Source organism: Bradyrhizobium sp. 187 (assembly GCF_023101005.1).
GTDB classification, from domain to species: Bacteria; Pseudomonadota; Alphaproteobacteria; order Rhizobiales; family Xanthobacteraceae; genus Bradyrhizobium; species Bradyrhizobium canariense_D.
In genome coordinates this window covers 6,659,675-6,680,641 of sequence record NZ_CP064693.1, presented here as the reverse complement: position 1 = coordinate 6,680,641, position 20,967 = coordinate 6,659,675, and the positions used below count along the sequence as shown (strand labels likewise).

At 64.4% G+C, this 20,967-nt stretch carries 24 protein-coding genes and 1 pseudogene; 15 read left to right on the top strand and 10 right to left on the bottom strand.

Annotated features, from left to right (window positions below; translation table 11 throughout):
- The first annotated feature begins 73 nt into the window (after positions 1–73).
- The 5 genes and pseudogenes from IVB19_RS32315 to IVB19_RS32295 all read left to right on the top strand — a co-directional run bounded on the left by IVB19_RS32315 (position 74) and on the right by IVB19_RS32295 (position 4,046).
- Positions 74–871, top strand: a complete 798-nt coding sequence (locus IVB19_RS32315; RefSeq protein ID WP_247820751.1) for an alpha/beta hydrolase — start codon at positions 74–76, stop codon at positions 869–871.
- A complete protein-coding gene (locus IVB19_RS32310; RefSeq protein ID WP_085349149.1) occupies positions 825–2,306 on the top strand; it encodes a sodium:proton antiporter in 1,482 nt (493 codons plus the stop codon). Before IVB19_RS32315 ends, IVB19_RS32310 begins: the two co-directional genes overlap by 47 nt.
- Before the next feature lie 110 nt (positions 2,307–2,416).
- Positions 2,417–2,672 (top strand): annotated as a pseudogene (locus IVB19_RS32305) (ionic transporter y4hA); the annotation flags it as partial.
- A 34-nt stretch (positions 2,673–2,706) separates the two neighbouring features.
- Positions 2,707–2,991, top strand: coding sequence for a cupin domain-containing protein (locus tag IVB19_RS32300; protein WP_018453817.1), 285 nt, complete (start codon positions 2,707–2,709; stop codon positions 2,989–2,991).
- Between the two features lie 92 nt (positions 2,992–3,083).
- Positions 3,084–4,046, top strand: a complete 963-nt coding sequence (locus IVB19_RS32295) for a hypothetical protein (RefSeq protein ID WP_247767530.1) — start codon at positions 3,084–3,086, stop codon at positions 4,044–4,046.
- Between the two features lie 27 nt (positions 4,047–4,073).
- Here the strand turns inward: IVB19_RS32295 and IVB19_RS32290 are convergent, their stop codons facing one another.
- Positions 4,074–4,724: a tetratricopeptide repeat protein gene (locus IVB19_RS32290; RefSeq protein ID WP_085349151.1), complete on the bottom strand. Its 651-nt coding sequence runs from the start codon at positions 4,722–4,724 to the stop codon at positions 4,074–4,076.
- A 125-nt stretch (positions 4,725–4,849) separates the two neighbouring features.
- Positions 4,850–5,164 (bottom strand): 30S ribosomal protein S21, encoded by a 315-nt coding sequence (gene rpsU, locus IVB19_RS32285; protein ID WP_007614218.1) that lies wholly within the window; start codon positions 5,162–5,164, stop codon positions 4,850–4,852.
- 260 nt (positions 5,165–5,424) lie between these two features.
- Here rpsU and aqpZ point away from each other — a divergent pair, with 260 nt between their 5' ends.
- Positions 5,425–6,147: an aquaporin Z gene (gene aqpZ / locus IVB19_RS32280; RefSeq protein WP_018453820.1), complete on the top strand. Its 723-nt coding sequence runs from the start codon at positions 5,425–5,427 to the stop codon at positions 6,145–6,147.
- A 36-nt stretch (positions 6,148–6,183) separates the two neighbouring features.
- On the opposite strand, the gene IVB19_RS32275 is transcribed toward aqpZ, so the two are convergent.
- The gene (locus tag IVB19_RS32275) at positions 6,184–7,290 is read right to left on the bottom strand and encodes a 5-(carboxyamino)imidazole ribonucleotide synthase (protein WP_018453821.1); all 1,107 of its coding nucleotides are present in this window, start codon (positions 7,288–7,290) and stop codon (positions 6,184–6,186) included.
- Positions 7,287–7,775, bottom strand: coding sequence for a 5-(carboxyamino)imidazole ribonucleotide mutase (gene purE, locus IVB19_RS32270; RefSeq protein ID WP_007614214.1), 489 nt, complete (start codon positions 7,773–7,775; stop codon positions 7,287–7,289). The genes IVB19_RS32275 and purE overlap by 4 nt, the downstream gene beginning before the upstream one ends.
- Before the next feature lie 141 nt (positions 7,776–7,916).
- Here purE and IVB19_RS32265 point away from each other — a divergent pair, with 141 nt between their 5' ends.
- Positions 7,917–8,678 (top strand): GGDEF domain-containing protein, encoded by a 762-nt coding sequence (locus tag IVB19_RS32265; RefSeq protein WP_085384897.1) that lies wholly within the window; start codon positions 7,917–7,919, stop codon positions 8,676–8,678.
- On the opposite strand, the gene IVB19_RS32260 is transcribed toward IVB19_RS32265, so the two are convergent.
- The 3 genes from IVB19_RS32260 to IVB19_RS32250 all read right to left on the bottom strand — a co-directional run bounded on the left by IVB19_RS32260 (position 8,679) and on the right by IVB19_RS32250 (position 9,497).
- Positions 8,679–8,930, bottom strand: coding sequence for a hypothetical protein (locus tag IVB19_RS32260; protein WP_007614211.1), 252 nt, complete (start codon positions 8,928–8,930; stop codon positions 8,679–8,681).
- Between the two features lie 22 nt (positions 8,931–8,952).
- Positions 8,953–9,171: a hypothetical protein gene (locus IVB19_RS32255; protein ID WP_007614210.1), complete on the bottom strand. Its 219-nt coding sequence runs from the start codon at positions 9,169–9,171 to the stop codon at positions 8,953–8,955.
- A gap of 119 nt (positions 9,172–9,290) precedes the next feature.
- Complete coding sequence (locus tag IVB19_RS32250; RefSeq protein WP_007596255.1) at positions 9,291–9,497, bottom strand: YdcH family protein; 207 nt, start codon at positions 9,495–9,497, stop codon at positions 9,291–9,293.
- Between the two features lie 69 nt (positions 9,498–9,566).
- Between IVB19_RS32250 and IVB19_RS32245 the strand changes: the two genes are divergently transcribed.
- Both IVB19_RS32245 and IVB19_RS32240 read left to right on the top strand, forming a co-directional pair.
- Positions 9,567–9,713, top strand: a complete 147-nt coding sequence (locus IVB19_RS32245; RefSeq protein ID WP_240543946.1) for a hypothetical protein — start codon at positions 9,567–9,569, stop codon at positions 9,711–9,713.
- Between the two features lie 111 nt (positions 9,714–9,824).
- A complete protein-coding gene (locus IVB19_RS32240) occupies positions 9,825–10,004 on the top strand; it encodes a YdcH family protein (protein ID WP_007596254.1) in 180 nt (59 codons plus the stop codon).
- 167 nt (positions 10,005–10,171) lie between these two features.
- Here the strand turns inward: IVB19_RS32240 and IVB19_RS32235 are convergent, their stop codons facing one another.
- The gene (locus tag IVB19_RS32235; protein ID WP_247820750.1) at positions 10,172–11,275 is read right to left on the bottom strand and encodes an NAD(P)/FAD-dependent oxidoreductase; all 1,104 of its coding nucleotides are present in this window, start codon (positions 11,273–11,275) and stop codon (positions 10,172–10,174) included.
- A 202-nt stretch (positions 11,276–11,477) separates the two neighbouring features.
- Here IVB19_RS32235 and IVB19_RS32230 point away from each other — a divergent pair, with 202 nt between their 5' ends.
- The 6 genes from IVB19_RS32230 (at position 11,478) to IVB19_RS32205 (ending at position 19,268) form a co-directional block, all read left to right on the top strand.
- Positions 11,478–14,165 (top strand): sensor domain-containing protein, encoded by a 2,688-nt coding sequence (locus IVB19_RS32230; RefSeq protein ID WP_018453827.1) that lies wholly within the window; start codon positions 11,478–11,480, stop codon positions 14,163–14,165.
- 138 nt (positions 14,166–14,303) lie between these two features.
- Complete coding sequence (locus IVB19_RS32225) at positions 14,304–15,761, top strand: glycerol-3-phosphate dehydrogenase (RefSeq protein ID WP_247767790.1); 1,458 nt, start codon at positions 14,304–14,306, stop codon at positions 15,759–15,761.
- 75 nt (positions 15,762–15,836) lie between these two features.
- Positions 15,837–17,006: an ABC transporter ATP-binding protein gene (locus IVB19_RS32220; RefSeq protein WP_085359442.1), complete on the top strand. Its 1,170-nt coding sequence runs from the start codon at positions 15,837–15,839 to the stop codon at positions 17,004–17,006.
- On the top strand, positions 17,003–17,917 hold the full coding sequence (locus tag IVB19_RS32215; RefSeq protein WP_085359440.1) for an ABC transporter permease: 915 nt from the start codon (positions 17,003–17,005) through the stop codon (positions 17,915–17,917). The genes IVB19_RS32220 and IVB19_RS32215 overlap by 4 nt, the downstream gene beginning before the upstream one ends.
- Before the next feature lie 4 nt (positions 17,918–17,921).
- The gene (locus IVB19_RS32210; RefSeq protein WP_085349158.1) at positions 17,922–18,734 is read left to right on the top strand and encodes an ABC transporter permease; all 813 of its coding nucleotides are present in this window, start codon (positions 17,922–17,924) and stop codon (positions 18,732–18,734) included.
- A gap of 12 nt (positions 18,735–18,746) precedes the next feature.
- On the top strand, positions 18,747–19,268 hold the full coding sequence (locus tag IVB19_RS32205; protein WP_085349159.1) for a DUF6622 family protein: 522 nt from the start codon (positions 18,747–18,749) through the stop codon (positions 19,266–19,268).
- On the opposite strand, the gene IVB19_RS32200 is transcribed toward IVB19_RS32205, so the two are convergent.
- Together IVB19_RS32200 and IVB19_RS32195 are read right to left on the bottom strand one after the other, a co-directional pair.
- Positions 19,243–20,094, bottom strand: a complete 852-nt coding sequence (locus IVB19_RS32200; protein ID WP_018453833.1) for a carbohydrate ABC transporter permease — start codon at positions 20,092–20,094, stop codon at positions 19,243–19,245. The genes IVB19_RS32205 and IVB19_RS32200 overlap by 26 nt on opposite strands.
- Complete coding sequence (locus IVB19_RS32195; RefSeq protein WP_018453834.1) at positions 20,091–20,963, bottom strand: carbohydrate ABC transporter permease; 873 nt, start codon at positions 20,961–20,963, stop codon at positions 20,091–20,093. The genes IVB19_RS32200 and IVB19_RS32195 overlap by 4 nt, the downstream gene beginning before the upstream one ends.
- Between the last annotated feature and the right edge of the window lie 4 nt (positions 20,964–20,967).

The window sequence follows — 20,967 nt, the reverse complement described above, 5'->3', positions numbered from 1 at the left end:
CCCGCCTCGGGCGATGTCATGAAATTGCTGCCGAGCCGGTGCAAACCCTGAACAGGGGCCGGGTCGCGTCATCATGACCATCGTCAAATGGATCGCCATCCTGCTCGTGACCGTCTATTGCGCCGGTCTCCTCGTGCTGTATGTCAGGCAGCGCGAGATGCTGTTTCCGATCCCGCCCGTCGGTCGCACCACGCCGGACGCCGCAGGCTTCCCCGAGGCCGAAGAGCACGTCCTGACTACCTCCGATGGCGAGAATGTCATCGTCTGGCACGTGCCGGCGAAGCCAGGCCGCCCCGTGATCCTGTATTTTCCGGGCAATGGCGATTATCTCGCCGGTCGCGTCAGCCGCCTCAAGGCCATGACGGCGGACGGCACCGGCCTGGTCGCGCTGTCCTATCGCGGCTATGCCGGCTCGAGCGGGGCGCCGAGCGAGGCGGGCCTGCTGCGCGATGCCGCGGCCGCCTACGCCTTCACCACCGCGCGCTACGGGGTGGAGCGAATCGTCGCGTGGGGCTTTTCGCTCGGGACCGGCGTGGCGGTCGCGATCGCCTCGGAGCATCGTGTTGGAAAACTCGTCCTGGAAGCGCCCTATACATCGACGGCCGATATTGCAGCTTCATCGTTCTGGTACGTTCCGGTCCGCCTGCTGATGCGAGATCCATTTCATTCCGACGAGCGCATCCCGCGCGTCACTGTGCCGCTATTGGTGATGCATGGCACCGATGACCTTGCCATTTCCATCGTGTTCGGAGAGCGTCTGTTCGCGCTTGCGCACGAACCGAAGGAGTTCGTTCGCTTTGCGGGCGGTGGACACGACAATCTCGATGCGTTCGGTGCGATTGAAACGGCGAGGCACTTCATTGCTTTCTAGACGGCTTGTCGTTCGGCGCGCGAGCGGGTTCATCGCCGCGATCCTCGTCGTGTTGTTGCCACAGCACGCATGGGCGGCGACCGGGCTCGACGGCGCGGCGATGCGCTGGCCGTATGCGCTGCCCTTTGCCGGCCTCCTGCTGTCGATCGCGCTCGGGCCGCTGCTGTTTGCAAAAGTCTGGCACCATCATTACGGCAAGATCGCCGCGGCCTGGTCGCTGCTGGCACTCGCCTCGCTCGTCATCCTGGCCGGGAGCATGGCGACGTTGGCGGCGCTCGTTCACGCCATGCTCGCCGAATATCTCGGCTTCATCGTGCTGCTGTTCTCGCTCTATGTCGTGGCTGGCGGCATTCTCGTGACGGGCGACATCAAGGCGACGCCGGCATCAAATGCCGGCATCCTCGCGCTCGGTACGGTGATGGCGAGTGTCGTCGGCACCACGGGGGCGGCCATGATCCTGATCCGCCCTCTGATCCGCGCCAACCGGCCGCGGCGCTACAACGCCCATGTCGTCATCTTCTTCATCATCCTGGTCGCCAATGTCGGTGGCGCGCTGAGCCCGCTCGGCGATCCCCCGCTGTTCGTCGGCTTCCTGCATGGTGTCGACTTCTTCTGGACCACGCGGACCATCTGGCTGCAGACGGCAATCGTTGCCGGACTGCTGCTCGCGATCTTCGTCGTCATCGACGTCTGGCGCTTCCGCAGCGAACCCTTGCTCGGCGCCGCCGGCGCCGCGAAGCCGGTCCGCATCCGCGGCCTCGTCAACCTGGTGCTGATTGCAGCCATCGTCGCGAGCCTGCTGGCCTCGGCGATGTGGAAGCCCGGCATCGCTTTCGACATTCTCGGAACCAGGCTGGAGCTGGAAGATATCGCCCGCAACGCGGCGCTGCTGGCCATAGCGGGCCTGTCGGTGTGGTTGACGCCGGACGAGCACCGGCAGGCCAACGGCTTCACCTGGGAGCCGATCCGCGAAGTCGCAAAGCTGTTCGCCGGCATTTTCATCGCGATCATCCCGGTCATCGCCATGCTCGATGCCGGCCATCACGGCGCGTTCGCCTGGCTGTTGTCGGCCGTGACCGCTCCGGACGGCACGCCGCGCGAGGTTGCCTATTTCTGGTTCACCGGTCTGATGTCGGCGTTCCTCGACAATGCGCCGACCTATCTGTTGTTCTTCGAGCTCGCCGGCGGCGACCCGCAGGTGCTGATGCACGAACTCTCGGGCACGCTCGCCTCCATCTCCATGGGCGCAGTCTACATGGGCGCGCTTACCTATATCGGCAATGCGCCGAATTTCATGGTGAGCAGCATCGCCAGCGAGAACGGCATCGAGATGCCGAGCTTCTTCGGTTATTTCCTGCGCGCCAGCGCGGTGCTGATCCCGCTGTTCGTGCTGCTAACGCTGCTGCCGTTCGCTCCGATCCTGCGCTGGCATTGAATCTGCCGCGCGATTGCTACTGCTCGGCTGAGACAATTGGAGCCGATGGATGAGCGCGCACAATCCGACGCCTCGATCGGCCTGGATCTTTCCGGCGCTGGCCGTGCGAGGCGCATCTGTCGGGCCGGGCCTTGGTGCTCAGCGTCGTGCTGCTGCTGATTGCGCTGCTGGCGGTCGTGTTGCTGTCCAAGAAATTCTCGCTGGTGGTCGATGCCGTCGCGGCCAGGATCGGCGCGCCGCCTGCCTTTGCTCCTGACCTTCTTCCTGAGCATGCTGACCTTCGGTACGGGCAGGACCAATGTCCTGTTCGGGCTGGTCCATAAGGTGGTATTTGCCGTCTACGTGTTCGTGGTTTTCGTGCCCTGAACCGGTTTTCCGGATATGCCCCAGGAGAGTTCCGATGCTTGCCGCCGAGTCCGAGGTTCAGGTCGACAATGAGCAGGTTCGGGTAACCGAGTGGCGGCTCGCGCCAAACAGCGCCACGGGGCATCACACCCATGGCATGGACTACGTCATTGTTCCCGTGGTCGGAGGGGAAATGACCATCGTGGCGCCCGATGGCGAGCGGTCCAAAGCACAGCTTGCGGCCGGGAAATCCTATTTTCGCAAGGCCGGCGTCCAGCACGACGTGCTTAACGAAACCGCAACCGAGATCGTGTTCCTTGAGGTTGAGCTGAAGTCGTAAGTCCGGCGTACCCCTTTGCCATTGATCCGTCGCAGTTGATCCCTCACTATGCCTCAAAGTTCCCGCATCAGATCGCGCGGGGAGTGGCCGGAATGCTGAAATACATCGCTAAAATCTCGATGGACATCTTCCCCTCGGTGCTCGCAACGATCATCGGGGCGTATATCGTTAATCATTACATCAACGCCAAGCCGGCGGCGGATGCGCCCGCGGCCGTGACGGCGCCCGCCGAGGCCGGCAAGAACGGCAAGCCCGCCGATGTGGCCAACCTCCCCGCGCCCGGCGTCAAGGCCAAGGGCATCTCCGAGAAGAACGTGACGGACAAGCCGGCGGCCGAGAAGGCTGCCGATCATCCGGGCGCGGAGTCGAAGACCTCGACGGCGGACGTGGCACCGGCCGAGGCCGCCCCGCGCGGCAAGCCGTCCGGTCGCGAGAAGGCAGTCGCCAAGTCCACGCCGGCCGTCAGTGCAGCCGCTCCCGCCACCCCGGTGGTGGAGGCCAATTCGGCGCCCGCTGCTGCCGCGCCGGCCGCAACCCCCGACGCCAACGATCTCGTGCGCGCCGCGATCGAGCGCCTGCGCAAGTCGCCTGAGAGCAAAGCGGCTGAGGCCAAAGCTTCCGACACAAAGGCTGCCGACACAAAGGCTTCCGACAACAAGTCTTCCGAGACCAAGGCGCCCGAGAAGACTCAGGAGCCTGCGGTGCGTGAAGCCGCCCGCACTCCGGAGGCCCCGCGTATCATTCCCGTGGATACGTCATCGGTGCGTCCGTTGCCGCCGCCGATCACGGTCTCGACACCCGCAGCCGAGGCCTATGGCAATGGCGGCTCGTCGCAGCCGAGCCCGCCCTACACGGCGTCGGTCGGCAACGAGAACCCGAATCGGCTGACGCCGCCGGCTGATATTCCGGTCCCGATGATTGCGCCCCCGCTCGATCTGCGCGCCGATGCCGGCGCGTCGATGCCGCGGCCGAAGACCAATGTCGCCGACGACATGCTGTCGGGCGTCAGGTCCATGTTCCACTCCGTTCTGCCGAAGAGCGTCACCCCGGATTAAGACGGCGCCTGCGCTGCGCCAGACTCGTCAGCCGCCGACGCGGGCGAGGCCGCTGCGGGCGGCGTCGTCGCGTGGGCGAAGCGAGACCGCCTTGGTGTAGGACGCCGCCGCCTTAGTCCTGTCGCCCAGCCGTTCATAGGCTTGTCCGCGTATGGTCCAGACTTGGGCATTGTGGGGATCGGCCTCGGAAGCCTCATCCAGATCGGCCGCGGCCTCCTTGACCTTGCCGAGGGCGAGATAACTGGTGGCGCGGCCGAGCAGCGGCTCGACCTTCTGCGGGTTAAGGCCGCTCGCGGCACTGAAATCGGCGATGGCGAAGTCGTGCTGGTTCTTGCCCTGGTAGATCAGGGCGCGGCCATAGAGCGCCTGCGCATTGTAGGGATCGAGTCCGACCGCGTGATTGAATTCATCGAGCGCGGCCGCCGTCTCGCCGGACTTTGCCAGAGCCTGGGCCTTTGCCGTATGGGCCTGGGCTTCGCTGACATTGCCGGCGCTGACCACGTTCTCAGCGGTCGTGGCCGCCTTGGGTGCCTCCTGCGGCTTCTCCTTCTCCGGCGTCAGCGACCCCAGGTCGAAGGAGCAGCCGCATAGCGAAATCCCCATCAAGGCCAGCGCAAACGGCTGCTGCAAGATCTGCCGTAGCCGCGCCAAGCCGCGCTTGGGGAGAGGGGAGGCCATCTACGGTTCGCTCGCGCTAGTGCCGCATCGGTAGTGCCCCATCCCAGCAAGGCACCGCTCACAAAACAATAACGCGGGCCAGGGGCCCGCGTCATCGAAAACTGAAATCTCTCAAGTCGGGTAAATCAGCGCGGTCCGCGCGGACCAGCACTTGCACCTGCGCCTGCACCCGGGCCGCCGCGACCGCCACGATCACCGCCGGGGCCAGCACCGAACACCGGCTTCGGCTTCATCGGCAGCAGGCCTTCGCGCTGCAGCTTCTTGCGGGCCAGCTTGCGTGCGCGACGCACGGCTTCGGCCTTTTCACGGGCCTTCTTCTCGGAGGGCTTTTCGTAGTGACCGCGGAGCTTCATCTCGCGGAAAATACCCTCGCGTTGCATCTTCTTCTTCAGCGCCTTGAGGGCTTGATCGACATTGTTATCGCGAACGAGAACCTGCACGCGGCATCCTCTTCAGTGGATCGGATTTGAATTCTGGTAAGTCAAAGGGGATGGCGAAACGCACAAGCCCTTAACCTTGAGGGCGCGGATGTATCAGACAAAACTTGGGATGTCCACCGGCCAAGCGGGTTTTCGGGCCAAGTTCAGCCATTAAATGAGGCAAAATACCTCTGTGCGGCCCTGATTTGGGAGATTTGACGCCAAGGGCGGGGCCGTTTCCGGAGCTTTGTTCCGGAATCTTTGAAAGCAGGGGACGACACATGGATATGAAGAAATACGCGGCCGAAGCTATCGGTACCTTTTGGCTCACATTCGCAGGTTGCGGAAGTGCGGTGATCGCAGCCGGCTTTCCGCAGGTTGGCATCGGTCTGGTCGGTGTCTCCCTCGCATTCGGACTGAGCGTGGTCACCATGGCCTATGCGATCGGCCACATCTCAGGCTGTCATCTCAATCCGGCCGTCACTGTCGGTCTTGCCGCCGGCGGACGTTTTCCGGCCGGACAGATCCTGCCTTATGTGATTGCGCAGGTCGCCGGCGCGATCGTGGCCGCGTGGCTGCTCTACGTCATCGCAAGCGGAGCTCCCGGCTTCGACGTCAGCAAGGGGTTCGCGTCCAACGGGTACGATGCCCATTCTCCCGGCCAGTACAGCATGATCGTGTGCTTCCTCACCGAGGTGGTCATGACCATGATGTTCCTGTTCATCATCATGGGCGCGACTCACGGCCGCGCGCCCGCCGGCTTTGCGCCGCTGGCGATCGGGCTCGCGCTGGTGATGATCCATCTCGTCAGCATCCCCGTCACCAACACCTCCGTGAACCCGGCGCGTAGCACGGGGCCCGCGCTGTTCGTCGGCGGCTGGGCGCTGTCGCAGCTCTGGTTGTTCTGGGTTGCGCCACTGATCGGCGGCGCGCTGGGCGGGGTGATCTATCGTTGGCTCAGCGAAGAGCCCACTGGCGTCGTCGCGGGCGCGAAGACGGCATAACTGCAAAGCGGGATCGCGGCATGCGCCGCGGTCCCGTTATTTGCCGGTCGTGGGTCGCACTTCGGTGACATGTCCCATCTTGCGGCCCGGACGCGGCGCGCCCTTGCCGTAGATGTGCACCGTTGCGCCCGCGACGCTCAACCACTTGTCATATTCGTTGATCTCGTCGCCGATCAGATTGGTCATGGTGACGACTTCGCCGTGGCGCACGGGCTTGCCGAGGGGCCAGCCGGCAATGGCGCGGATGTGCTGCTCGAACTGCGAGACGGACGCACCGTCGAGCGTCCAATGTCCGGAATTGTGCACGCGCGGAGCGATCTCGTTGACCAGCACCTTGGGTCCGGTGCCGTTGGCGAGCACGAACATCTCGACGGCAAGCACGCCGACATAATCGAGCGCGCCCGCGATCTTGCCGGCGATACTGCGCGCTTCCTCGGCGAGCACGTCCGGGATCCGGGCGGGCGCACGGGAGATCTTCAGGATGTGGTCGCGGTGCTCGTTTTCGGTGACGTCGAAACACTCGACCTGGCCTGTGGCCGAGCGGGCGGCGATCACGGAAATCTCACGCTCGTACGGCACGAAGGCTTCCAGGATGGCCGATTTGGTGGCGAGACTGGTCCACACTTTCGCGACGTCGTCGCCCTCGCGGATGATGGCCTGGCCCTTGCCGTCATAGCCGAAGCGACGGGTCTTCAGCACCGCCGGAAGGCCGATCCTGGCGATCGCCTCGCGCAATGACGGGACCGAGGTGACGTCGGCGTAGGCTGCGGTGCCGATGCCCAGCCGCGTCACGAAATCCTTCTCGGCGAGCCGGTCCTGGGTGGTCTCGAGGATCTTGCGGTTGGGCAGCACCGGGCGGCGCGCATCCAGCACCATCGCGGCCGCGGACGGCACGTTCTCAAATTCGTAGGTGATGACGTCGACGTCGTTGGCGAACAGCTCGAGTGCTTCGACATCGGCATATTCGGCGCAGGTCGCATTCAGGACGACGTCGAAGGCCGGTGAGTCCGGATCGGGCGAGAACACCTGGCAGCGCAGGCCAAGCCGGGCCGCCGCCATGGCCAGCATCCGCCCCAATTGTCCGCCGCCGAGGATGCCAATGGTGTCGCCGGGCTTCAGCTTCACCTGCTTTGCGTCAGTCACGCCTTGTCCTCCGGGCGCTCGGCCACGGCCTCGGTCTGCGCCTTGCGCCAGGCGGCGAGGCGATCGGACAAGGCCGGGTCGGACAAGGCCAGCACGGCCGCCGCCAGCAACGCCGCATTGATGGCGCCCGCCTTGCCGATGGCGAGGGTGCCGACCGGGATGCCTGCGGGCATCTGGACGATCGAATAGAGCGAATCGATGCCCTTGAGCGTCCTGGATTCGATGGGGACGCCGAACACGGGCAATTCCGTCAGAGCCGCCGCCATGCCGGGCAGGTGGGCTGCGCCACCCGCGCCGGCGATGATGACCTTGTAACCAGCCGTCTTGGCGCCTTTGGCGAACGTAAACAGCCGGTCGGGGGTGCGGTGGGCCGAAACGATGCGGGTGTCGGCGGCAACGCCGAGCCCTGCGAGCGTGTCGGCGGCATGCCGCATCGTGTCCCAGTCCGACTGGCTTCCCATGATGATGGCGATCGGCGCGGTCATGACGTGAATTGTTCTCGAAAAACAGAAAGATAGGCCAGACTAAAGGTTCCGGCCGGTGGCTCGCAAGGCGGTGGCAAGGAGAAGGGAATGAACTATCCTGTCTTGGTGAATCCCCGCAAGCCTTCATTGAGCAGGATGCCCATGAAGAAACCAAAAAGGGCAAGCGCTGCGAAGGCCAAAAAGGGCCCGAAGGCCAGTGCCGGCCGCTCCAAAGTTGCTCTCAAGCGTCCGGCCAAGCGTCGGATCAAGGGTCCGGCGCGGCGTCCGACCAGGCCGTCGCAGCGGGCAGCGTCTGCCGATGACGGGGCCAAAGCGGCCATCGAGCCGGCCATCAACGCGACCATCCGCGAGCTCCGGAGCAAGCTCAGGGGGGCGCTGCGGCGGGTCGCGGAGCTCGAGGCGGCTGCCGACACCGATTTCCTGCTCGAAATTCCGAACCGGCGCGGCTTCGAACGCGAGCTCGCCCGCGCCGTCGCCTACATGAAGCGCTACCGCGCCAGCGGGGCGCTGATCGTGCTCGACGTCGATCGGTTGAAGCCGATCAACGATTCCTTCGGCCATGCGGCCGGCGACGAGGTCCTGAAGGCGATTGCCACCACGCTGACGCGGCAGATCCGCGCTTCGGACGTGGTCGGCCGGCTCGGCGGCGACGAGTTCGCGCTGCTGCTCTGGAATCTCAGCGAGACCGACGCCAAGGCGAAGGCCGCGGCTTTCGAGCAGGCCATCGACGAATTGTCCTTTGTCTTTCGCGGCCAGCACGTGAGCGCGGGCGCTTCCGCCGGCGTCGCCCTGCTCGGAGTGCAATCCGACGCCACGCGCGCCCTAGAGGAGGCCGATGCCGCGATGTATGTGCGCAAGGCGCACCGGCGGCACGAGCCGCACATCAGGCTCGTCAGCAGCTAGTTAAAGCGTCCCGAGGTCTTTCGGTACGTCGCCGAAGCTGCGGAGCAGTTTTGCGTCCCCGAATTCGCCGGTCATGGGATCGCCGCTGCGGCTGAACGCGACCGCGCCGGTGTGGCCGGCGCCGTGCGACATAATCTCGGCGCGCCGTAGCGCGGCCGCCGCGCTCTGGCATTCCTCGGCCGCACCCGCGACCGGCGATCCGTCCTCGTCGGTCAGGAAAGGTAATGCAACGTAATAGGTGACATCGGACATGGTCGGCTCCGATAGCTGACAGTCAGGCGGCGCTGCTCTTGCTCCGCATCTTGCTGCGCGAGGTCTCCGGAATGCAGCCTGCGGAAACCGCCGCCTGCAATTCTTCCAGCTCGGCCTCCAGATATTCATTGGCCATGATCAGCGCCTTGATGGTGCTGCGCAGATTGCCGTCGCACATCGCGATCGCCTGATCGCAGGCTTGTTCATAATGGCTGTTGTCGAGAAGGGCGGTTGCCGACATCTGCATTTTCCTTAGACGGTTTCCCCGGGGGTGTTGGGTGCTCAAATGTTCTTATTTTGTTCCTTTCGAGTCAAGCGGATTTACGTGCGGCGGGGCCGCCGTAAAGTTCTACCCGTGGATCAGGCGATGATGTCGGGCGTGATCTGGTCTTCGATGAACGCGATACGGTCACGCAACAACAGCTTGCGTTTCTTCAACCGCTGTAACCGCAACAGGTCGGGGGCGGGCGATTGATGCAGTGCATCGATCGCCACATCGAGATCTCGGTGTTCCTGGTGCAACCGGGCGAGCTCGGATTCGAGTTCGCGCGCATCTTCATTGGTCATGTCTGCGGTGGCCGAAAAACCGATAGGCGTGAGATTAAGGCTGTGGATGCCCTGTGGAAACTATCGTCCTTGCGCGCCGTGATCGCAAGCGATCTCGGGCTGTCGCGCGCCGATCTCCCGCGAGATATTTCTGCGGTCGCTCCGGCGTTGCGCAAGCGCATTGATATCACGGATTTTTCCCGCGTGGTTCCCTTACTCACGCTTCGTTACATATGAATTTCTAAAAATGACAGCGCGACGACTGATATCCATCGACAGAACAAATCGGTGATGTACACTTCCTCGTCCGGTCGAATCCAAGGTTCACCCCTACCGAGGAGGTTTCGAATGACAATTCAGGCACATCTGGTTGAATTGGAACGGAAGCACAAAACTCTCGAAAACGAATTGCACGAAGCTCTCGTGCACCTTTCAACAGACGACCTGCAAATTGTTGAGTTGAAGCGCCGGAAGTTGATGGTCAAGGACCAGATCGAGCGTCTCAGGCACGGCGACACGCTCCACTAGTAACCCCGTAACAGCGTAGAGGTGATCGCACCCTTTCAGGCAGGGATGGGAGCCTTTGCGCTCATCCCTGCTGCAAGGCGCGCAGCGTGCAAGGATTTGCGCGGCTCCAGCGTCTTGTCTGGACGCAGTTCTTTACGCGCAACCGGAATCCAATTCGCTTTAAACCACTAGATGTTTGCGAGCTCGGCGACGTGATCCGCGATCGCGAGCGATGACGTCAATCCGGGCGACTCGATGCCGAACAGATTGATCAGGCCTTCGACGCCGTGATCGCGCGGGCCCTGCATCAAGAAATCCTGCGTGGCCACCGCCGGCGGCACGATCTTCGGGCGGATGCCCGAATAGCTCGGCATGAGAGTACCGTCAGGCAACGTCGGCCAGTATTTGCGGATCGCCGGGTAGAAGCGCTCGGCGCGTGACGGGTCGACCTCATAGTCGATCGTCTCGATCCACTCGACGTCAGGGCCGAAACGGGCCTGCCCGGCCATGTCCAGCGTCAGATGCACCCCTAGGCCACCGGGCTCGGGCACCGGATAGATCAGGCGCGAGAACGGCGCCCTGGCATTGCAGCTGAAGTAGTTTCCCTTGGCGAGGTAGGCCGTCGGGATCCGTTCCAGCGGCATGCCCTCGATGTTGCGCGCCACGGTGGTCGCCGAGAGCCCGGCGGCGTTGACGAGGAGGCTGCATTGCAGCGTCATCGGCGCTTCGCCGCCCGCCTCGATCTCGATGACGCCGGCGGTCGCCTTGGCACGGATCAGCGGGGTGTGAAACGCGAAGGCCGCGCCCGCGTCCTCGGCTTCGCCGCGCAGCGAGAGCATGTAGGCGTGGCTGTCGATGATGCCGGTCGACGGCGACAGCAGCGCGGCGTCACAGGCGAGCGCCGGCTCCAGCGCACGTGCCGCATCACCCGTGAGCAACTGCATGTCGAGCACGCCGTTGGCCTCGGCATGCGCCTTGATCGATTGCAGCTTCTCGGTCTCTTTCGGATTGGTCGCGACGATCAGCTTGCCGCAATTCCTGTGCGGGATGCCGCGCTCGGAACAGTAACGATAGAGCGCGTGCTTGCCGTCGACGCACATGCGCGCCATCCAGCTTCCGGCGCGGTAGTAGATGCCGGCATGGATCACCTCGCTGTTGCGCGAGGAGGTGATGGTGCCGATGGCCTCGGCTTGCTCGAGCACGATCACCTCGCGCCCGGCTTGCGCCAGCTTTCGAGCCACCGCGAGCCCGATCACGCCGGCTCCGATGACGACGCAGTCCACCCTATCCATGGTCGTGCAGGACGTCCGCTCGAAGCGACGATGGCCCCACGCCTGGGGAGGGCGGCGCGGGGGCTTTTTCCGTTAAGGAAGCATTTATCATGTCAGGGCAATTGCCGTATTTGATGCCACATTGTTCCGTTGCGCGTACAGGCGTTTACCCGATCCAAACTCGCGAGGCCAGACAATCCGACGTTGAAATCGCGGGTGGCTGATGGCTGAGAAGAACTGGCACGCGGGCAGCGCGCTTCCGATTGCGGTGCAGGCCGTCGTGTGCCTGGCCGCAGCGGTCGCGCCTGCGCGCGCCTTTGCCCTCTCAGACAGCTTCACCCCTCCGAGCTATCTCGGCGAGCTTGATCCCAACGTGATCTGGGAAGCCCTGATCGCGGGAATTGTGATCTGTTCGTTCTTCGCCGCGATCGCGCTGTGGATCCATTCCTCGCTGCGCCGGACCAGGCGTCTGCAGCTGCGGCGCAATGCCTTCGTCTCCTCCGCCATGAACAATCTCAACCAGGGCGTGGTGATGACGGATGCGCAGCGGCGCGTCATCTTCTGCAACGACCGCTATATCGAGATTTACGGCCTGGCGCGGTCGGATCTCTGGGCCAACATGAACGGCTACGAACTCCTTGAGCTGCGACGCAAGCGCGGGGTGCTCGGCGCCGCCTCCAACGACGAGTTCTACGAGAAGGCGGCAAGCACCAACGGCTTGATCACCGAACTGCCGGACGGGCGGGCCATCCTGGTGAAATATTTCGTGCTGCCCAACGGCGGCTCGGTGACGACGCATCTGGACGTCAGCGAGCAGCGCAGGCTGTCGCGGCAGCTCGCCTCCACCAAGCAGTTCCTGGAAACGGTGCTGGACAACGTGCCGGCCTGCGTGGCCGCAAAGAACATCGAGGATGGTCGCTACATCTTCGCCAACAGCGCCTATGAGCGGTTCTGGGGCTTCTCGCGCGACCATGTCGTCGGCAAGAACGCGCGCGAGCTGTTTGCGCCGATCTCGGCGGACAGCATCGAGGCGACCGACCGCACGGCACTCGATTCGCCGGACGGCCAGTTTCGCAACGAATTCGAGGTCGACCGCGCCGGTGAGCGACGCATGGTTGCCTCGATCCGGATCGTTGTCCGCAACGAGAGCAACAAGCCCGAATTCCTGATGCTCGTGTTCGAGGACATCACCGATCGCCGCTCGCTGTCGAAGGAGCTGGAGAGCACGAAGAAGTTCCTCGAGCTCGTGGTCGACAACATCCCGGTGGCCCTGATCGTCGAGCAGGTCAAGGACGGCCGCTACCTGCTCGCCAACCGCAGCGCCGAGACGATCCTCAACCGCAGGCGCGAGGAAGCCACAGGCCTGACCGCGTCCGACATCTTCAATCCCAAGGAAGCCAAGCTGATCATCGCGCGCGACGAAGCCGCGATCAAGAAGCGTGGGATGATCACCGAAGAGCACCCGATCTCCACAAAGGACGGGCTGCGGCTGTTCCTCACCCGCCGCGCCACCGTGCTGAGCGACACCGGCGAGCCGCAATATCTGATCAAGACCCACGAGGACGTCACCGATCGCCGGCAGACCGAGTCGCGCATGGCGCACATGGCCTATCACGACGGCCTCACCGATTTGCCGAACCGTGCCGCTTTCCTGCAGGCGTTGACCCAGATGATCGAGGCCTGCGAGGGCACCGGCGAGGAGTTCGCGGTTCTGTGCGTCGATCTCGACGGTCTCAAGGAGGTCAACGACGTCTTCGGTCATGCGCACGGCGACAAGCTCCTGGTCGAGGTGGCCCAGCGGCTCCAGGACTCCGCGCGCGGCGGCGTGGTGGCGCGCCTGTCCGGCGACGAGTTCGGCCTGATCATCGACGGTAAGCAGCCGGATGCAGGTCTCGCGCTGGCGCAGCAGATCGGTGATGCCGTCGCTAAGGAATTCCAGATCGACGGCCGCCCGGTCCGCGCCGGCGTCACCACCGGCATGTCGATCTTCCCGCACAACGGCGCCGACGCCGCCTCGTTGCTCGCCAATGCCGGCGCGGCGCTGTTCCGCGCCAAGCAGAAGTCGCGCGGCACGATCAGCCTGTTCCAGCCGGAGATGGACCAGCAGATCCGCGATCGCCGCGTGCTGCACCAGGATCTCTCGATGGCGATCAAGAACGGCGAGCTCTCGCTCGCCTTCCAGCCGCAGGGAGCAGCGGGCCATAGCGTCGCCGAGAGCGAGATCATCGGCTTCGAGGCGCTGGCGCGCTGGCAGCATCCGGTGCGCGGCCAAGTCTCCCCGGCCGAATTCATCCCGATCGCGGAGGAAAGCGGCCTGATCGTCGAGATGGGCGAGTGGATCCTGCGCGAAGCCTGCCGCGAGGCCGCGTCCTGGCCGAAGCCGCTTCAGATCGCGGTCAACCTGTCGCCGGCGCAGTTCATGCACGGCGACGTGGTCGGGCTCGTGCATTCCATCCTGCTCGAGACGGGTCTCGCACCCGGTCGGCTCGAACTCGAGATCACCGAGGGCGTGCTGATCGAGGACTTCGATCGCGGTCTGGCGCTGCTGCGCCGGCTCAAGGCGCTCGGCGTGCGCATCTCCATGGACGATTTCGGCAGCGGTTATTCCTCGCTGAGCTATCTCCAGGCATTCCCGTTCGACAAGATCAAGATCGACCGCGCCTTCATCATCAATCTCGGCCGCAACCCGCAATCGGCGGCGATCGTGCGCGCGGTGATCGATCTCGGCCATGGCCTGGAAATGTCGATCGTCGCCGAGGGCGTCGAGACGCTGGAACAACTCGCCTTCCTCGCCGCGGAAGGCTGTGACGGCGTGCAGGGCTATCTGCTCGGCAAGCCACTGCCGATCGGGAAATATGCCGGCCTCGTCGGTCGTGCCGAAGTCATGGAGCTTGCGCTCAAGACCGGCTAGAGCGTTTTTCGAGCGCAGCGGATGCGGGTTCGCGTCAAGAAAACGCGCCAAATCAGAATCTAGAGCCCCGTTCCGATTTTCATCGGAAGGGAAATGGCTCTAGAGATGGCGAGCGTTTCGCTCCCATTCGACGGCTTCATGGCGGATTACGATTTTGCGATCATCGGCGGCGGCCTGAACGGCGTCAGCCTCGCCCGCGATGCCGCCGGCCGCGGCCTGCGGGTCATCCTGTTGGAGCAGGGCGATCTGGGCGGCGCGGCGTCGTCGGCAACGCCGCGGCTGATCCATGGCGATCTCTCGGTTCTGGAACGGCGCGGCTTCCGCCGGGTGCGCCGGGCGCTCGCCGAGCGCGGGATCTGGCTCCGGATCGCGCCGCATCTGGTTCGGCCGATGCGCTTCGTGATCCCGGCGCATTCCGACGAGCGCCCACCATGGCTGCTGCGCGTCGGCCTGCTCCTCTACGACAGCCTCACCAGCCGGTGCGGCCTGCCTGCAACGGCGACCCTCGACATCACGCATCATTCGGTCGGCAACGCGCTGAAACGACCATTCGGCACGGCCTTCGAATATTCGGATTGCGTTGTCGACGATTCCCGACTGGTGGTGCTCACGGCACTGGATGCGGCCGAGCGCGGCGCCGTGATTCGGACTGGAGCGCGCTGTGTGCGCGCCGATCGAACCGACACATGGCGGCTCGCGGTGGTCGACCGCGGCCATCGTCGCACGATCACGGCCCGGGCGCTGGCCAACGCCACCGGCGGCTGGACGTCGATAGTCGCCGAGACCGTGCTGCGGCAGCCGCAACCCGCCATGGCGGCGATGCAGATGAGCCAGATCATCGTCCCGCGGTTGTTCGATTCCGATAACGTCTACGTCTTCCAGAACAGCGATGGCCGGCTGATCTTCGCGAGTCCCCTCGCGCGCGATTTCACCCTGATCGGAACAGTCACGCACGATTTCACCGGCGATCCTGCGATCGTCGCGATGCGGGGGGCCGACGTCACCTATCTCTGCGAAGCGGCCAGTCGCTATTTCCGCGAGCGCGTTGCCCCGACCGACGTGGTGCGCGCGGTCTCCGGCGTCAACCTGACGCTGGCGTCCGCGCGCGGGCGTGATGGCACGACGCTGTTCGACGCGCGACGGCGCAAGGCGCCGCTGATCACGATGTTTGGCGGTGACGTCACCACCTCGCGCCTGCGGGCGGAGCGCGCGGTGACGAAGTTGACGCCGTTCTATCCGATGTCGCCGCCCTGGACCGCAGGCGCGGCGCTGCCGGGCGGAGATTTTGCCTGGGATCGTTTCGACACCGAGGTCGATCTTGCGCGTGACCGCTGGCGCTTTCTCTCGGAGGCGCAGGCCCAACGCCTCGTCGCGGCCTATGGCTCGCGGCTATCGGCTGTGCTTGCCGAGGCGAAGACCCGGGACGATCTCGGCCCCGCCTTCGGTCCCGAACTGACCGGGGCCGAGGTGCGCTATCTCATGACCCACGAATGGGCGCGTTTTCCCGAGGACATCCTGTGGCGCCGCTCCAAGCTCGGCCTGACGATGTCAGCGGGGGAATGCGATGCGCTGGCTGCGTTCATGGCGAATGCGTGAACGAACGGCCTCTAACCGGTTGAGTGAGGGACGATCGGCCGCTAGCGTGCGGCTTGATTGGGGTTGGCAGGAACCATGACTGACGAGTTGCCCAGAACAGACGCGGCTGCGGCTGCGGTCGGAGAGACGCAGTTCGCTGCCGGCGAGCCGTTGCTGCGCATCGAGGGCGTTGCCAAGACGTTCGGGACGTTCCGGGCCGTCGATGGCGTCTCGCTCGACATCAAGGCCGGCGAGTTCTTTGCGCTGCTCGGGCCCAGCGGCTGCGGCAAGACCACGCTTCTGCGCATGCTCGCCGGTTTCGAAGCGCCGGATCAAGGGCGCATTCTGCTCGGCGGCAAGGACATCGCGCAGGCGCTGCCGCATGAGCGGCCGATCAACATGATGTTCCAGAACTACGCGCTGTTTCCGCACCTGTCGGTGCGCGACAACATCGCCTTCGGCCTGAAGCGCGCCGGTATGGCGCGCGCTGACATCGCCACGCGTGTGGCGGAGATGGTTGCGCTGGTGAAGCTCGACGGACTCGAGAAGCGCAAGCCCGACCAGCTCTCCGGGGGACAGCGCCAGCGCGTGGCGTTGGCGCGTGCACTGGCGCGACGCCCGCAGCTCCTTCTGCTCGATGAGCCGCTCGCAGCGCTGGACAAGAAGCTGCGCGAAAGCACCCAAGGCGAACTGATGGAGCTTCAGCGCCGGCTCGGCATGACCTTCATCATCGTCACCCACGACCAGGAAGAGGCGATGACGATGGCGAGCCGGATCGGCGTGATGAGAGACGGCAAGCTCGCGCAGGTCGCGAGTCCCCGCGAACTCTACGAGGCGCCACGCTCGCGCTGGATCGCGGAGTTTGTCGGCGACATCAACCTGTTCGACGCCGAGTCCAAATTGCGCGACGGTCATCGTCTGGTCATAGGCACGCGCGATGCGGGACCGTTGGTGGTGGCGGAGCCGCGCGAGCCGTTCGGCGAGGTCAGATTATCGGTTGCGATCCGCCCCGAAAAGGTCAGGCTGTCGCGCCGTGGTCCGGCGAGGGAGGCCGGTCATGAAACGGCGATCAACCAGCTGGACGGCGTGATCGCCGACATCTGCTATCTCGGCGGCACCACCACTTACAAGGTGAAGCTCGAGGCCGGAGGGATGGTGCAGGCTTCGGTCGCCAACAGTGCGCGCCTTGATGTCGACGCCTACAGCCTGAACCAGCCTGTCGTCGCCTGGTTCACGCCCGACGACTGCGTGGTGCTGCCGTCATGAGCGGGCGCCGCATTTTTGCGCGACCGGCTCGCTTTGCCGCGATCGCGCCCTATGTCTGGATGGTGCTGTTCTTCCTGGTGCCGTTCGGCTTCGTGCTGAAGATCAGCCTGTCGCAGACGGCGATCGCGCAGCCGCCTTACGAGCCGGTGTTCGACCTGATGGCGGGATGGGGGGCGCTGAAGGCCGCCTTTGCCGCGCTGTCGATCGACAATTTCAGGCTGCTCGTCTCTGACGATATCTACGTGTTCGCCTATGTGCGTAGCCTCACCGTCGCCGTCACCGCGACCGCGCTGTTGCTCCTGATCGGCTATCCCATCGCCTACGGCATGGCGCGGCTGCCGGCGCGCTGGCAGGCCGTGGCGATGGTGCTGGTGATCGTGCCGTTCTGGACCTCGTTCCTGATCCGGATCTATGCCTGGATCAACATCCTCCAGCACGACGGCCTGCTCAACCAGATCCTGCTGGGGCTGCATCTGGTTAGTCAGCCCGTGGTGTGGCTCTCCACCGACAGCGCGATGTATATCGGCATCGTCTATTCCTACCTGCCGTTCATGATCCTGCCGCTCTACGCCACGCTGGCCAAAATGGAGCCGGTGCTGGAGGAGGCGGCCTCCGATCTCGGCGCGCCGCGCTGGCAGGTGTTCTGGCTCGTCACCTTCCCGCTGTCGCTGCCCGGCGTCGGCGCCGGCGTGCTGCTGTGCTTCATCCCCATCGTCGGCGAGTTCGTCATTCCGGATCTCCTGGCCGGCTCCAATGCGCTGATGATCGGCCAGACCTTGTGGCTCGAATTCTTCACCAACAAGGACTGGCCGGTCGCCTCCGCCGCGGCCATCGTGTTGTTGGTGGTGCTGCTGGTCCCGCTGCTGCTGTACGAACGGCTGCAGAAGCGGCAGCTGGAACAGGGGCGGTGAGGCGATGCGCAAGGTCTCCCGCCTGTCCCGCTTCAACGTCGCCTCGCTCGCGCTGGGTCTTGCCTTCCTCTATCTGCCGATCCTGATCCTCGTGATCTATTCCTTCAATGCCTCGCGGCTGGTGACGGTGTGGGGTGGCTGGTCGCTGCGCTGGTATCACGAGTTCTTCAATGACCGCGCCATGATCGAGGCGGCCTGGATGAGCCTGCGCGTCGCGGTTTCGTCGGCGACTATTGCGACCCTGATCGGCACGCTCGCCGCCGTGGCGCTGTCGCGCGGCGAGCGGTTTCGCGGCCGCACCCTGTTCTCCGGCATGCTCTATGCGCCGCTGGTGATGCCGGAGGTGATCACCGGATTGTCGCTGCTGCTGCTGTTCGTGGCGCTAAACGCGGAGCGCGGCTTCTGGACGGTGACGATCGCCCATACCACGCTGACGATGTGCTTCGTCGCCGTCGTCGTGCAGTCCCGCCTCGGCTCGCTCGACCGCTCCTTGGAAGAGGCCGCGATGGATCTCGGCTGCGACCCCCTGCGCGCGTTCGTGGCCGTAACGCTGCCGCTGATCGCGCCTGCGATCGTCGCGGGCTGGATGCTCGCCTTCACGCTGTCGCTGGACGATCTCGTGATCGCGAGCTTCACCACCGGCCCCGGCTCGGCGACGCTGCCGATCCGGATCTATTCGGAGGTGCGGCTCGGAGTGAAGCCCGAGATCAACGCGATCTGCACGCTGGTGATCGCCTTGATTGCTGTTGTCATCGTCATCGCCTCGCTCGCCTCGAAACTGTCGAGTTCGCAGGGCGAGAGCGCGGCGCCGCTATAACGGGAGGCGATGATGACGTTTGCCTATCAGGTCCTGGTGCATACGCCGCTCTGGGTCTGGACCTTGCTCGCCTATCTGGTCTGGCAGGGCATCAAGGCGATGCAGCCGCGCAAGACGCCGGTCTGGCGTGCGCTGATCGTTCCGATCGTATTCATCGTCTGGGGCATTTCGCGGATTGGCTTCGGACATCAGGATAGCGCGTGGCCGCTGGTTGCCTGGGGCGGGGCCGCATTGGTGTTGTTGCCGATCGGCGTATTAACGTCGCGTCCGTTCGACGTCGATCACAAGACAGGCGAGATCATCCGCGCGGGTGGCGCCTTTGCGCTGATCCGCAACCTCGTCATATTCTCTCTGCAGTATGCGGTCGGCGTGATCTCGACGGTCGATGCGAGCGACCGTGCACTCGCACTCGTCGTCGGCCGCGCGATTTCGGGCGCGACCGCGGGCTATTTCATCGGCTCGACGATCGCGCTGCTGGTTGCCTACCAAAGAAAGCGCGCCGTGGATCTCAGGACTTCACCGCACCGGCCGTGAGCCCGCCCACCATGTAGCGCTTGAAGGCGTAATAGACCGCGGCCGGCGGCAGCGCGTAGATGAAGCCGGTGGTCATCAACAGCTCCCACGGCGAGTCGTCGGCGGCGAGGAAGTTGCCGAGCGCGACCGGCAGCGTGATATCGGTGTCCTTGGACAAGAGCAGGAACGCGTAGAGATATTCGTTCCAGGCCAGCAGCACGGCATAGGTGCCGATCGCGACCAGCGAGGGCATCATCAGCGGCACATAGACCAGGCGGAACAGCTGCAGCGTGGTCGCGCCGTCCATCACGGCGGCCTCGTCGAGCTCGACCGGCAGCTTGTCGGACGCCTGCTTCAGCACCCAGATCGCGTAAGGCGAAGCGATCGTCACCATCGCCAGGATCAGCGACCAGTGATTGTTGAGCAGGCCGTAGTTGCCCATGGTGCGGTACATCGGCACGGCGAGGAACGCCGCCGGGATGAAGTAGGTGAACAGCGCGAGATTCATCACCCAGCGGCCGCCCGGCGCCTTAAGCCGCGAGATCGAGAATGCGGCGGCGGTCGCGACGAACAAGGTCAGCGCGCCTGCGGCCAGCGCGATCACCGTCGAGTTCCAGAACTGGATCCAGAAGTCTCGCAGGAAATAGTGCTCCTGGTAGAACACGATGTGAAAGTTGTGCAGCGTCGGATGATCCGGCCACAGCTTGCCCGAGAACGCGTCCTCCTTGGGCGAGATCGCGAACAGGAACATGTGGTAGATCGGAATCATGGTCCAGATGAAGACCGGGATGCCGATCAGCAGGAGCTTGGCTTCGGTGCCAACTTCGCGGAGGGTGGGAAGCTTCATCGCGACAACCGTTTCATCATGAAGTATATCAGCGGCAGCACGAGCGGTATCGCGCAGACGATAGAGGCCATCGCAAGCGAGAGCTGGTCGAGCCGGAGATAGCGGATGCCGAGTGTCGACAGCACGTGCGTGAGGTCGGCCGGCCCGCCTCCAGTGAGCAGATAGACGCTGTTGAAGTCGCCGAGCGTCCAGATCATCGAGAGCAGCGTGCAGGTGACGTAGAGCATCTGCATCGACGGCCAGGTGATGAAGCGGAATTTCTGCCACGGACTGGCGCCGTCGACCTCGGACGCCTCGTACAGATCCTGCGGGATCGCGAGCCGCCCGGTCAGCAGGATCAGCGTCCAGAACGGCAGCGACTTCCAGATATGCACGGCGATCGCCATGGTCAGCGCGACCGTCGGATCGTTCAGCCAGTTCGGCCCGTCATCGCCGGTGAGAGAGAAGATGAAATGGTTGACCATGCCCCATTCGGGATTGAGCATGAAGCGGACCGACAGGATGGTCGGGATCGACGGCACCGCCCAGGGCAGGATGAAGATCACCGACAGCCATTTGATCCAGGGGCGCTGCTGGGCGAAGAAGCCGGACAGGAACAGCGCGATCAGCATCTTCACGTTGATGCCGATGACCAGGAAGATCAGCGTGTTGACCGCGGCGCGCGCGAAGATCGGGTCGTTGTACAGCGCGACATAGTTCGCCGGACTGCGCGCCAGCCACAGGCCGTAGCCGACGGGATAGACGACGAAGGCCAGGAAGACGAGTAGATAGGGCACAAGCAGCAAGATGCCCCAGACCTGCTGCGTGGTCAGGCGCGCCGACAGGGGAGGGGCCGGAATTGTGTCTGAGCCGGAAAGTGTGATCGCCATATCG